This window comes from Streptomyces graminofaciens (assembly GCF_030294945.1).
Classification (GTDB): Bacteria; Actinomycetota; Actinomycetes; order Streptomycetales; family Streptomycetaceae; genus Streptomyces; species Streptomyces graminofaciens.
In genome coordinates this window covers 10,856,002-10,868,758 of the sequence record NZ_AP018448.1, presented here as the reverse complement: position 1 = coordinate 10,868,758, position 12,757 = coordinate 10,856,002, and the positions used below count along the sequence as shown (strand labels likewise).

Sequence of the window (12,757 nt, the reverse complement as noted above, 5' to 3'; positions counted from 1 at the left end):
CCCGCACGTCATGGGCAGGGCGTCCGTCCGCCAGGGCCAGCATGCATTCTCCCCCAGACGATGCACGGTCACGCGCCGGGGCCGATCGCCGTGAGGAGGACGCCGTGCGCTTCGCCGACCGTCTGCTCAACGCCCGAACATTCCTTTTGGTGCATGGCAACCGCCCCGACCGGGGCGACAAGGCGCTCGCGTGCGGCGCGGATGCGATGGTGCTCGACCTTTGATCGAGCAGCTGGTCCTGCGGCTCCACGTCCTCGCTGATGTCGTACTTGCCCCAGTACGGCTCGAAGATCGCGTCGAACTGGTCGGAGCCGGTCGTCGCGGCTGAAGGCTGGTGGTTCGGCATCTCACCGACATGTGATGCGGCATACGTTGCTTCGCGATCGGGGTCAACAGGGAGGCACGTCATGGTCAGTGGTGTCACTGCGACGGATCCGGAGATTCGGGACGCTGCGCGCCAGGAGGTCTTGCGCCTGCTCGGCAACATCGAGCGCCGTGTTCTGTGGCTCTCGACCGCCATCATCGATCACGCCAATCGGGTGCGGCCCAACCCATCGGGGCTCAAGGTCGGTGGCCATCAGGCGTCCAGCGCTTCGATGACGTCCATCATGACCGCTCTGTGGTTCCACGAACTCACCCGGCACGACCGGGTGTCGGTCAAGCCGCACGCCTCTCCCGTCCTGCACGCCATCAACTACCTGCTCGGTGAGCTCGACCCGTCGTACCTCACCGAGCTGCGCTCCTTCGGCGGTCTGCAGAGCTACCCCAGCCGTTCCAAGGACCCCGATCCCGTCGACTACTCGACCGGGTCGGTGGGCATCGGGGCGACCGCGCCTGTATGGGGTGCCATCGCCCGGCGCTACGTCGACGGGCGCTTCGTCGGCACGGGCGGCGGCCGGCAGTACTCGCTGCTCGGCGACGCGGAACTGGACGAGGGCGCCATCTGGGAGGCCGTACAGGATCCCACCGTGGCAGGACTGGGCGAGATCGTCTGGGTCGTCGACCTCAACCGGCAGTCACTCGACCGCGTGGTGCCCGGCCCGGCGGCGGAACGGCTTCGCGGCATGTTCATCGCGGCCGGCTGGCAGGTCCTGACCCTCAAGTACGGCCGGCTCCTGGACGAACTCTTCGCCCGGCCCGGCGGCGTCGAGCTGCGCCTGCGTCTGGACACCATGGAAAACCCCGAGTACCAGCGGCTGCTGCGCTGCACCCCGCAGCAGCTGCGCGACCGGCTGCCCGGCCCGGGAACGGGTTCCGAACCCATCGCCCAACTGATCTCGGACGTCGACGACGACACCCTGCACAGCGCGGTCCGCAACCTCGGCGGCCACGATCTCGGAGCCCTGCTGGACGCCTACGACAACATCGACGACACCCGCCCGACCGTGATCTTCGCCTACACGGTGAAGGGCCACGGTCTGCCCACGGAGGGCCATCCGCAGAACCACTCCGCCCTCCTCACCGGCGATCAGATGGCAGAACTCGCCACCCGCCTGGGCGAGGATCCCGGCCATCCCTGGTCGGATTTCCCCGCGGGGTCCGCGGAGGCGGCGCTATGCACTGCCTCGGCCGAGCGACTGCGCAGGCCCCATCAGGAGGCGCTGGCTCCACCCGCAGTCCCCTCCGACCTCGGCCGGCCCGCTCCTGGCGGCACCGGCAACACCCAGCAGGCCCTGGGGCGTGTGCTGCTGGACCTGACCCGCAAGGCCCCGGAGGCGGCAGGCCGGATCGTCACGGTGAGCCCGGACGTCAGTTCGTCCACCAACCTGGGCGGCTGGCTCAACAAAGTGGGGGTCTGGTCGCCCGCCGAGCGCACCGACTGGTTCGCCGACGACGCCGAGACGATCCTCCACTGGCGGGAGAAACCCTCCGGCCAGCACGTGGAGCTGGGCATCGCCGAGACGAACCTGGTCGGGCTGCTCGGCGAGCTGGGCGCCACCTGGAGCCGCTGGGGACAGCCGCTGCTCCCCATCGGCGTCGTCTACGACCCCTTCGTCAACCGGGCCCTGGAACCCTGGTCGTTCGGCATCTACGCCGGCGGCCAGTCCATCCTGGTCGGCACCCCCTCCGGCGTCACTCTCGCCTCCGAAGGCGGCGCCCACCAGTCGATCACCACCCCGTCGCTGGGCATTGAACAGCCCGGGTGCGTCTCGTACGAGCCCGCGTTCGGGATCGACACCGAGTGGTGCCTGCTGGCGGCCCTGTCCAACCTCGGTAAGCCTGACGGCAGTTCGGCCTATCTGCGGCTGTCCACCCGACCGGTGGACCAGAGCCTGGCCGCAGTCCCCACCGACCCGGCCGCACGCGAGCGGCGACGCCGTCAGACGGTCGCCGGTGCCTACACACTGCGGCAGAGCGACCGGCCCGTGGTCACCTTCGCCGTCATGGGCGCCCTGGTCCCTGAGGCGCTGGCCGCCGCCGACCGCCTCGCCGCACTCGGGCATCAGGCCGACGTGGTCTGCGTGACCAGCCCGGACCTCCTTTTCCGGGCCCTGCGGGGCAGGCGGGGCCAGGAGGAGGCCCCCACCTGGATTCTCGACCAGGTCTTCCCGGCCGAGCAGGCGACGCCCCTGGTCACCCTGGTCGACGGGCACCCACACACGCTGGCCTTCCTGGGCATGGTCAACAACGTGCCGGTGACGACGCTGGGTGTGAGCCGTTTCGGCCAGTCGGGATCACTCGAGGACGTGTACCGCTACCACGGCATCGACACCGACAGCGTCGTACGGGCCGCCCTCGATCTCATCGACTGAAAAACCCGGGTCAACCGCTGGCCGATCCCTGTCCTGCCCGGCACTCGGCCGGCGGTTCCACATCCGTGAGAACGACGTAGCCTCCAGGCGTAGCGGTGCGCGCGGCCATCGAGCACCACGGCGCCGCCGACGACGTAGCCGGCCACCCTGTCGGCCGCTCAAGCTCGCCGTCTTCACTCACTTTCTTACGTCGGCCGAGCCCCCGTGGTCCGTGCTCGCCAGCACTGGGGGTCGCGGCGTGCGTCGTTCCATCACGGCGTGGGCGGTCGCGGTGAGACGGGACGCGGCCGGGCGCGCGTCCGGGAGCCAGGCCAGCACCAGTTGGGTGACCGGGTACCCGTAGACGGGCACTGCTCGTACGGATCTGCCGAGGCGGTCGCGGACGCTGTCGCCCACGACGACCGCGAGCCGGCCGAGGGCGACGCGGTCGACCATGGTGTCCAGCGCCTCGTTGGGCAGTTGCGCCTCGTAGCCCGGCAGCGCCTGAACCTCGGTGAGTGTCAAAAACGGGCGGTCGGCCAGGGGGTGGCCCGCCGGGAGCAGGACGACCGGTTCCTCCGGGCCGAGCTCCATCAGTTCAACACCGGGGACGGCAACCGACTGGCACATGAGGGCGACGTCGGCGGTGCCGTCCCGAAGGGCGCCGATCTCGTCGTAGGTGAACACGACGTCGGTGAGCACGCCGTCCGGGCCCTGGGCGTCGGCGGCGAGCAGGGCGGGCAGGATGCCGGGGGCGGCTGCGGGGCGTGTCGCGATGGTGACCCGTTGCTGCCCGGCGGCTTTGCGCGCCTTGCGTACGGCGGTGTCCATCGCCGCCAGGATCGTGCGGCACTCGGTCAGGAAGACCTCGCCCGCTTCCGTCAGCCTCACCTGTCGTGTGGTGCGTTCCAGGAGGGGGACGCCCACGCGCCTCTCCAGATGGGCGATGGCGCGGGACAGGGGCGGCTGGGTGATGCCGAGGTTCTCCGCCGCCTGGCTGAAGTGCAGCGTCTCGGCCACGGCCACGAAGTAGGTGAGTTCCCGGGTCTCCAGATGATTCATGCTTCCAAGGTATTACCTGTTGCCCAGACAGTCATTGCTCCGCCACTGAGGCCCTGGTCAGCTTGGTGGTGCGCCCCCCGGCCCCCGCCGGATGAGGTGCCTACGCCGTGCCGACCCGCACGCATCACGAGAGGCAGAGCTGTGAAGGCTGTTCAGTACCAGAGTTTCGGTGGGCCCGAGGTCCTTGAGGTTGTCGAGGTTCCGGATCCGAAGATGTTCGCCGATCTCGTTCTGGTGAGGATCGAGGCCGCTGCCCTCAACCCGGCGGATCTGGCGTTCCAGGGCGGACACGCGGATCCCGTCATGGACTCTCTCTTTCCGGTGACCCCCGGATGGGACCTCGCCGGGGTCGTCGAGCAGGCCGGACCCGCCGTGGCAGGATTCCGGCCGGGCGACGAGGTGATCGGGTACGTGCGCGGCCAGGCCATGCACTACGGCACCTACGCAGAGAAGATCTCGGCCGAACCGCGCCAACTGGTGCGCAAGCCGAGGAACCTGAGCTGGGCGCAGGCCGCCGGGCTGCCGGTCGCCGGGCTCACCGCCTACCAGGCCATCGTGCACAGCCTCGAGGTGACCGCCGGTGACACCGTGCTGGTGCACGGCGCGGCGGGCGGCGTGGGACACCTCGCCGTCCAGATCGCCGTCGCGCGCGGCGCGCGGGTGATCGGGACCGGCTCCGAGGCCAGCCAGGAGTTCATCGAGTCCTTGGGCGCGACGCCGGTGCGCTACGGCGACGAACTGGTCGAGCAGGTGCACAAGATCGCCCCGGGCGGGGTCGACGCGGTCCTCGACACCGCCGGACGCGGCTCCCTGTCCACGACGAAGGAAGTCGCCGCCCTCGGGGCGCGGGTCGCTTCCATCACGCGGTCCGCCGCCGAGTACGCGGGGGCCATCGACGTCTACCTCCACCTCGACGGCGACGACCTGACCCGGCTGGTGGAACTCGCCGAAGAGGGCAAGCTCACCGTCCACATCGACCGGACCTTCCCCCTCGACCAGGCCGCGCAGGCCCAGCGGCAGCTGGCCGGCGGCCACACCCACGGCAAGATCATCCTGGAAAACCACAAGGAAGCATGACAAATATGAACAACAATCCAGTCATCACCGCGGTCACCGAAATCGCCTCTCCCCCCGAAGACGTATGGAAGGAACTGACCGACTTCGCCGGATACGCGCAATGGCACCCCTCACTGAGTTTCGTCGATGTCCCCACCGAAATCCTTCCCGGAAGCCAGCTGCGGGCCAAGGTGTCACTGGGAACCGAAATCGACGGGGAATACAGTTTCACGGTCCTCCACTACGAGGCGCCGCGACGGCTTGCCTGGGAAGGCGGCATTCCCGACGTCCTCATGGGTCAGCACTCCTTCCTCCTCGACCCGCATGACGGCGGAACGCGATTCACGGAATCCGAGGAGTTCACCGGCCCGGCAGCCGTGGAGACCGTGGAGTCCGCCCGGCCTCAAATGGAGGAGCGCTACGCGAGCTACGGCAGTGCTCTGAAGGAACGACTCCTTTCCGGGCACTGACCACCCCGCGCAACCCACACTACGGACATCCCGTCCACATGCCGGAACACGTCCACGTCCACGCCCGCAGACCGCAGTTACACACCCCGCCACGGTCTGCGGGCGCCGAGAGGTCCGTCCAAAGACGAAGGCCATCACCACAAGGAACAGCAATGAACCACACGCTCGGCATCATCGGAAGCGGCAACATCGGCGGCGCGGTCGCACGCCTGGCCGTCAACGCGGGAATCGACGTGGTGCTCAGCAACTCTCGCGGTCCCCAGACCCTGCGAGGCCTCACCGACCGCCTCGGCCCCCGGGCGCGTGCGGCCACTCCGGCAGAGGCCGCAGAGGCCGGCGACTGGACGGTCGTCGCCGTCCCCTTCAGCGCCGTACCCCACCTGCCCGCGCACGCCCTGGCTGGGAAGACCGTCATCGACACGAACAACTACTACCGGATGCGGGACGGCGTCATCGCCGAACTGGAGACGGGCAGCCTGACCGCGGGAGAGCTGTTCCAGCGGTACGTGCCGGGAGCACGGACGGTCAAGACGTTCAACACCATCTACTTCGAACACCTCGTCTCCCTCGCCCGCCCCACCGGATCCCCCGACCGCAGCGCGCTCCCGATCGCCGGCGACGACGACGCGGCCAAAAAGTCCGTCACCGCGCTGCTCGACCGCCTGGGCTACGACACGGTCGACGTCGGCGCCACGACGGAGAGCTGGCGCATCCAGGAGGGCAGCCCCGCCTACGTCCTCCCCTACCTGTCCGACCCCCGGCTGCCCTTTTTCCGGGACCCGGGGAAGCGGGCCGACACCGAGGAGATTCGTACGGCCCTGGAACAGGCACGCAGCAAGCCCTGAGAAGGAACGGGCCAGACCCCACGCACCGAGACCGGCCGCCGGGCCCGGAGGAGATGCCGACGATCAGCCAGTACCCACGCCAAGGACACCTCCAACAGCAACAGTGTCCGTCTGGGTCCGACACCGGTACCGACATGGCCCGCCTGACGCTCCTCTCCCAGCGCCCGTCGGCTGCCTCACAGCGCAATGCTACGGAGGCCCCGCCATGCCCGACCGCAATCCGCCCCTCGTCCTTCTTGGGCAGGAAGCCGAGTTCAAACCACTGGCTGTCGGAGAGTGCGTCGATCCGCCTGAGCCTGTGAGTCCCCACCTCGCTGCACCCCCTGTCCGAGCCCGGAACGTTCGTCCCCGGTCAGCGCAAGACGTCATCACCATATGAAGGAGCACACCTTGAGCGCGTCAGTCCCGGCCTCCCGCCGGAACCTGCTGAAGCTCGCTACCGCGGTAACTGTGGGCGCCACGCTCGCCGCCACCCCCCTGCCGGCGTCGGCCGCCTCCGCCCGTTCTTCGCTGCCGCAGACCCTCACCGTCAGCGCCCCGGGAGTGTTCCCGGAGGGCGTCGCCTGGGACCCCACGCGAAAGGCGTTCCTGGTTGGGTCGGTCGCGCAGGGCACGATCTCGGTGGTCCGGGCGGACGGATCGGTCACCCCGCTGGTGGCCCCGTTCGCTCAGGTGTCGGTGTTCGGCATCACGGTGGACGTGCCCGGCCGCCAGGTGGTGGCCGCCTACAGCGACCACTTCTTCCGACGGATGCGCACCGTGGATCCTTCACTACCGCCGGTGTCCGGGGTCGGTGTCTTCGATCTGGCCACCGGTGCCGTACGGCACCTGGTCGACCTCTCCGACGGACAGGCTCAGACGAGCGCCAACGACGTCACCGTCGACGTCGACGGCACCATCCACGTCACCGACCCCGTGGTCGACACGCTCAACTCGGTGAGCCGCGACGGCAACGTTTTGCATGTCATCCGGGACGACCGCTTCCGCACCGATGGCAGCGGCCCGAACGGCATCGTCCAGCACCCGGCCGGATTCCTCCTCATGGGCAAGTACGACGGCGGTCGGCTCTTCCGCATCGACCGCCCCCGTTCGGCGCGGCCGATGGTCAGCGAGGTCCGTCTGGACCGCGCGCCGGCCTCCATCGACGGCATCGCCCTGCGCCCGGACGGCTCGCTGGTCGTCGTGGCCAACGACCTGGCGCTGCCCGACGAAAGTCAGGGCCGGGAGGCCGTCCTGGTGCTGCGGTCCACCGACGGCTGGCGCACCGCGCACACGGTGCGGGACCAGACCTGGCCGTTCCAGGAGCCCACGACGGTCGCCGTCACCCCGTACGGCGACTACGTCATCAGCGGCGGGCTCCGGGAGATGCTCACCGGCTTCCCCTCGTCCACGCCCGGCCAGTTCCAGCTGCATCGCCGCTGACTGTGCGAGGCGGTACTCGCCGCCGAGTCGCGGCGTGAGCAACGAGGAACGCGGGCCGCCCGGGCGTCGAACAGTTCGTGGTGGACTGCGAGTTGAACGGACAGGCCGCGGCCGACCTTCGCGGCCTGTCCCCGCAGATGACGCTGGAGTTTCAGTACGGGCTGCATGCCGGGCCGACGCCCACGGCCGCACCATCCCTACCCGCTACGTGATGCAGGCCGTCCGGTCCGCCAGGATGGCCGGGGTGACGTCGCTGCTGGACCTCACGGAGGAACAGTGGCGTGAGCAAGCAAGGTCATCAGGTTGGTGCGTCATCAGTGTGTCGGGACCGGGAAGAGCGGTTCTTGACGCTCGACTCGTGAGATGAGGAAGCTTTCAGTCGTCGTCCACGGCTTCCGGGTCACCTTCTGCCTGTCGTCTGTCGCTGTGGGTCGTCCCGCAAATGGTGGGCCGGTCCGGGGGCGTGGGTGAGCTGCCGGGCCGGGGCTGGAGCGCACTGGGCTGTGGACCGAAGGCGCAGGTCGGCGCCGGAGATGGCGAGTTGGTCGAAGGCAGAAGCGTTCGTGATGCCTGCCTGATCCTCTTTTCGAGACTCGGCCGCTGACCCACCTCAGTCAGGAGTTCTGCGAGCATGGGCCGGAGTCGGGCAGCGAGTGCGGGATCGGTTCGTTCCACGACGGCCGTTGACCAGGAAGGGCCGTAGCCGTCGACTACCTCTGGTGAATCGGGCCGGTGCGTAGAGACAGGGGCAGGCCGCCGGCGCGGTTGGTGTGGGCGATGATCTCGGCGGTGATGGAGATCGCTGTCTCCTCGGGGGTACGGGCGCCGAGGTCGAGGCCGATCGGGGAGCGCAGCCGGGTCAATTGCTCGTCGCTGACGTCGGCTTCGCGCAGGAGCCGGTGGCGTTCGTCGTGCGTGCGGCGGGAGCCCATGGCGCCGATGTAGCCCACGGGCAGGCCGAGGGCGAGCTGGAGCAGGGGGATGTCGAACTTGGCGTCGTGGGTGAGGACGCAGACGGCGGTGCGCTCGTCCACGGTCGCGCGTTCCAGGTAGCGGTGGGGCCAGTCGACGACGACCTCGTCGGCGTACGGGAAGCGCGCGGCGGTGGCGAAGACGGGCCGGGCGTCGCAGACGGTGACGCGATAGCCGAGGAAGTGGCCGGTCTGGCTGAGGGAGGCGGCGAAGTCGACGGCGCCGAAGATCAGCATGCGAGGGCGGCTGGCCGCCACGTGGACGAGGACGGACAGCTGGTCGGGGCAGGTGTCGGCGTCACCGCCGAGCGGCACGAGGGCGGTGCGGCCGGTTCGTAGCTGGGCTGTGGCCCGGTCCGCCACCGTCAGGCCGATGGGTCCTTCGTCCAGCGCGCCGTCGGCGATCCATCTGTCGCCGAGAACGCTCAGGGTGGCGCCGATCAGGTCGCCGGGACCGTCGACGACCTGGGCGACGGCGGCGGGCCGGCCTGCGGTCACCTCGGTGAGGGCCGCGTACAGATGCGGTTGGTCGGCGGGGTCGATGTGCTGGACGAGGACGTCGAGTTCACCGCCGCAGGTGAGGCCGACGGCGAAAGCGTCGTCGTCGGAGTAGCCGAACCAGGCGCGCTGGGGCGGTCCCTGGTCGTGGAGGACCTGTCGGCACAGTTCGTACACCGCGCCCTCGACGCAGCCGCCGGAAATGCTGCCGACGGCATTGCCGTCTTCGTCCACGGCGACCGAGGTGCCGACAGGCAGGGGCGCGCTGCCGGTGACGTCGACGACGGTGGCCAGGGCGAAGGGGCGTGCCTCGCGGCACCAGCGGTGCAGTGTGTCCGCGATGTTCAGCATGGCCTTTCTCCGTGGGTCGCTGTGAGAACGGTGGGGGAACAGGTGGGCAGGCCGCCGCCGCGTCATGTGGGGTATGAGCGGCGGCGGCCCTGGGAGGTCCGGATGCAGCGGGGGAGAGGCGCCGGACCGTCCCGGTCGATGGGCACGTCCCGGAAGGGAGTACCAGGGGTCAGAGCAACGCCTCGGCGGTGATGGGCAGTTCGCGGATGCGGCGGCCGGTGGCGTTGAAGACCGCGTTGGCAATGGCGGGCGCCACGCCGATCAACACGAGTTCGCCCAGACCCTTGACGCCGAGCGGGTCGGCCTGCTGGTCGTCGCCGTCGAGGTAGATCGCCTTGAGGTCGGTGATGTCGGCGTTCACCGGGACCAGGTAGTCGGCGAGGTTGGCGTTGACGATGCGGCCGTCGCGGTGGTCGGTGACGGTGTGTTCCAGCAGGGCCTGGCCGATGCCGCCGACCATGCCGCCGAGGGCCTGGCTGTCGGCGAGCTTGGGGCTGATGATGCGGCCCGCGTCGTACACGCCGAGCATGCGCCGTACCCGTACCAGGCCGAGCCTCGCGTCGACGGCCACCTCGGCGAAGGTCGCGTTGTAGACGTAGACGGAGAGCGGGTCCTGGCCCCACGGGGGCGGTGTGAAGATGCCGTCCGCCGCGAGGTGGGTGCGGTTGTTGCGGGCCAGCAACCGCTGGTACGTCTCACCGCGGGCCGGATCCTTCTTCGCGTGCAGCCGGCCGCCCCGCACCACGACCTCGCCGGCCGGCACGCCGTACAGCGGTGATCCCTCGTCCCCGACGGCCAGTTCGATGGCCTGACGCCGGACCTTGTTGCAGGCGTCCAGCACGGCGGAGCCGACACTGGCCATGGTCAACGAGCCGCCGTGGGGCGGAGTCGGCGGATAGAGGGAGTCGCCCATCCGGACGGTGACGGTGCGCATGGTCAGTCCGAGCGCGTCGGCGGCGACCTGGGTCTGGGAGGTGTACGTGCCCGGCCCCATGTCACTGGTGGCCGACTCGACCACCGCGGTGCCGTCGGCATCCAGACGGGCTCGGGCCTCGGACTGGAACCGTCCGCCGTCGTACACGCCCGCGGCCATGCCCCTGCCGATCAGCCAGTCCCCGTCGCGCGTCGAGCGGGGCTTGGGGTTGCGGCGGTGCCAGCCGAACTCGCGGGCGCCGACCGTGTAGCACTCCCGCAGCCGCCGGGTCGAGAATGGCAGCCCGCTCGCCGGGTCCTCGTTCGGTTCGTTGCGCCGACGCAATTCGATGGGGTCGACGCCGAGTTTGTGCGCGAGCTCGTCCAGCGCCGACTCGATGACGAACGACGAGTTGGCGAAGCCCGGACCACGCATCCACAGCGGGGTGTTCACGTCCAACGGCACCGTCCGGTACGCCTGGCTCACGTTGGGCATGCTGTAGAGCATCTGCCCGGCCGTCATGATGCCGTCGAAGAACTTCTCGTACGACGAGGTCTCGTGCTCCATCTCGTGGGCCATGGCCGCCAGTCGGCCCTTCCGGTCGCTGCCCACACGCAGCCGGTACTCGTAGGCGGGCCGGTAACCCGTACCGAAGTACTGCTGCCTGCGGCTGAGCACGAGCTTGACCGGACGGCCCGTCTCCCGCGCCGCCAGGGCGGCGACGACCGTGTGCGGCCAGGAGCGCGAAGCGCTGCCAAAACCGCCGCCGACGAACGGGTTGATGACCCGCACCGAGGCCATGGGGAGGTCGAAGACCGTGGAGAGTTCGGTCTGTGTGCCGACGATCCACTGGGTCTTGTCCCACACGGTGAGCTTGTCGCCGTCCCAGCGGGCGATGGTGGCGTGCGGCTCCAGCGCATTGTGGTGGTTGCGCGCCATCCGATAAGTGACATCCAGCCGTACGGCCGCGTCGCGCAAACCTGCCTCGGCGTCGCCGCGCGCGTAGAGTGTCGGAGCGTCCGGCTCGCCCTTGGTGAGGTCGGTCGAAACCTGTTCGGCTTCGTAGGCGACCTCGACCAGGCCCGCGCCGTGCTGCGCGGCCTCCAGGGTGGTGGCGATGACGACGGCGACGGGCTGCCCGTGGAAGAGGACCAGATCGTCCTGGAAGACGCGGAGCCGTCGGCCGGGCGGGTTGTTCGAGCCGGGGTTGTCGAGGTACGGCAGCTTCGGCGCGTCGCGGTGGCTGATCACCCGCAGCACACCCGGGTGTGCCAGTGCGGCGCGGGTGTCGAGAGACGTGATGCGTCCGCGCCCGATGCTCGCGTCGACGATCACGGCGTGCACGACCCCCTCGACGTCGAACTCGGCGGCGAACAGTGCCTTGCCGGTGACCTTGAGCCGGCCGTCCACGCGGGACAGCGGCGCACCCACGGCTGTCTGTGGCTGGGGGCTCACTTCGTACCTCCTACGATGCGCAGTTGACGCTCGACGGTCCGCTTCAACAACTCGACCTTGAATCCGTTCTGTTGAAGGGGGTGGGCGCCGGACGCCGCCTTCTCGGCAGCGGCTGCCCACAACGACTCCGAGGGACGCTCACCGACAAGGTGGCGCTCGACGGCGGGCAGTTTCCATGGCACGGTGCCCACCCCGCCGGCGGCAACTTTCGCCTCCCGGATGACCCCGCCCCGCACGTGCAGGGCGATGGCCGCCGAGGTCAGGGCGAACTCGTACGACTGCCGGTCGCGCACCTTCAGGTAGCCGGACCTGAGCGGACGCGGAAGCGCCGGGATCTCCACCGCCGTGATCAACTCCCCTCGCCTGATGGCCTGTTCGCGCTGTGGGGTGGTGCCCGGTCGCAGTAGGAAGTCGGCGAAGGGGACCTGGCGGTTTCCGTCCGGTCCGAGCAGGTGCACGCGTGCCTCCAGGGCCGCGAAGGCCACGGCCACGTCGGAGGGGTGGGTGGCCACGCAGGCATCCGAGGTGCCGAGGATGGCGTGGGTCCGGTTGACGCCCTCCCGCGCGGCACAACCGGAGCCGGGCTCGCGCTTGTTGCAGTCGGCGGTCACGTCACGGAAGTAGGTGCAGCGGGTGCGCTGCATGATGTTGCCGCCGATGGTGGCCATGTTCCGCAGCTGGGCGGACGCACTCAGCTCCAGGGCCTGTGAGACGACGGGATACAGGGTGCGGACCTTGGAGTGGGCGGCGGCCTCGGCCATGGTCACCAGGGCGCCGATCCGCAGGCCCCCGCGCTCGGTGACGGTGACTTCGTCCAGCGGCAGACCACTTATGTCGACCAGGGTGCCGGGGCGCTCGACGGTCTCGCGCATCAGGTCGACCAGAGTGGTGCCGCCGGCGATGTAACGACCGCCTGCGCGACCGGCGTTGAGGGCCCCACGGATGTCGGCGACGCGGGTGTAGGTGAAGGGATGCATGGCGG

The 12,757-nt window shown here is 69.6% G+C and carries 9 protein-coding genes; 5 read left to right on the top strand and 4 right to left on the bottom strand.

Going from position 1 to position 12,757, the window contains the following annotated elements; all coding sequences use genetic code 11:
- The first annotated feature begins 407 nt into the window (after window positions 1-407).
- Window positions 408-2,753 (top strand): transketolase-like TK C-terminal-containing protein, encoded by a 2,346-nt coding sequence (locus SGFS_RS47985; RefSeq protein WP_286258993.1) that lies wholly within the window; start codon window positions 408-410, stop codon window positions 2,751-2,753.
- Window positions 2,754-2,930: 177 nt separating this feature from the next.
- Here the strand turns inward: SGFS_RS47985 and SGFS_RS47980 are convergent, their stop codons facing one another.
- A complete protein-coding gene (locus SGFS_RS47980; RefSeq protein WP_286258990.1) occupies window positions 2,931-3,794 on the bottom strand; it encodes a LysR family transcriptional regulator in 864 nt (287 codons plus the stop codon).
- A 213-nt stretch (window positions 3,795-4,007) separates the two neighbouring features.
- On the opposite strand from SGFS_RS47980, the gene SGFS_RS47975 reads away from it, so the two are divergent.
- The 4 genes from SGFS_RS47975 (at window position 4,008) to SGFS_RS47960 (ending at window position 7,587) form a co-directional block, all read left to right on the top strand.
- On the top strand, window positions 4,008-4,871 hold the full coding sequence (locus SGFS_RS47975) for an NADP-dependent oxidoreductase (RefSeq protein ID WP_350284061.1): 864 nt from the start codon (window positions 4,008-4,010) through the stop codon (window positions 4,869-4,871).
- A 5-nt stretch (window positions 4,872-4,876) separates the two neighbouring features.
- On the top strand, window positions 4,877-5,320 hold the full coding sequence (locus SGFS_RS47970; protein WP_286258988.1) for an SRPBCC domain-containing protein: 444 nt from the start codon (window positions 4,877-4,879) through the stop codon (window positions 5,318-5,320).
- A gap of 152 nt (window positions 5,321-5,472) precedes the next feature.
- Window positions 5,473-6,165, top strand: coding sequence for an NADPH-dependent F420 reductase (locus tag SGFS_RS47965; protein WP_286258987.1), 693 nt, complete (start codon window positions 5,473-5,475; stop codon window positions 6,163-6,165).
- Window positions 6,166-6,555: 390 nt separating this feature from the next.
- Complete coding sequence (locus tag SGFS_RS47960; RefSeq protein WP_286258986.1) at window positions 6,556-7,587, top strand: SMP-30/gluconolactonase/LRE family protein; 1,032 nt, start codon at window positions 6,556-6,558, stop codon at window positions 7,585-7,587.
- Between the two features lie 710 nt (window positions 7,588-8,297).
- Here the strand turns inward: SGFS_RS47960 and SGFS_RS47955 are convergent.
- The 3 genes from SGFS_RS47955 to SGFS_RS47945 form a co-directional block, all read right to left on the bottom strand.
- Complete coding sequence (locus SGFS_RS47955) at window positions 8,298-9,407, bottom strand: XdhC family protein (protein WP_286258985.1); 1,110 nt, start codon at window positions 9,405-9,407, stop codon at window positions 8,298-8,300.
- Between the two features lie 169 nt (window positions 9,408-9,576).
- Complete coding sequence (locus tag SGFS_RS47950) at window positions 9,577-11,775, bottom strand: xanthine dehydrogenase family protein molybdopterin-binding subunit (protein WP_286258984.1); 2,199 nt, start codon at window positions 11,773-11,775, stop codon at window positions 9,577-9,579.
- A complete protein-coding gene (locus SGFS_RS47945; protein WP_286258983.1) occupies window positions 11,772-12,752 on the bottom strand; it encodes an FAD binding domain-containing protein in 981 nt (326 codons plus the stop codon). Before SGFS_RS47945 ends, SGFS_RS47950 begins: the two co-directional genes overlap by 4 nt.
- Between the last annotated feature and the right edge of the window lie 5 nt (window positions 12,753-12,757).

Coding starts and splice junctions, on each gene's coding strand:
- SGFS_RS47955 (WP_286258985.1), bottom strand. CDS start 9,407: ATGCTGAACATCGCGGACACACTGCACCGCTGGTGCCGCGAGGCACGC.
- SGFS_RS47945 (WP_286258983.1), bottom strand. CDS start 12,752: ATGCATCCCTTCACCTACACCCGCGTCGCCGACATCCGTGGGGCCCTC.
- SGFS_RS47975 (WP_350284061.1), top strand. CDS start 4,008: ATGTTCGCCGATCTCGTTCTGGTGAGGATCGAGGCCGCTGCCCTCAAC.
- SGFS_RS47970 (WP_286258988.1), top strand. CDS start 4,877: ATGAACAACAATCCAGTCATCACCGCGGTCACCGAAATCGCCTCTCCC.
- SGFS_RS47980 (WP_286258990.1), bottom strand. CDS start 3,794: ATGAATCATCTGGAGACCCGGGAACTCACCTACTTCGTGGCCGTGGCC.
- SGFS_RS47965 (WP_286258987.1), top strand. CDS start 5,473: ATGAACCACACGCTCGGCATCATCGGAAGCGGCAACATCGGCGGCGCG.
- SGFS_RS47985 (WP_286258993.1), top strand. CDS start 408: ATGGTCAGTGGTGTCACTGCGACGGATCCGGAGATTCGGGACGCTGCG.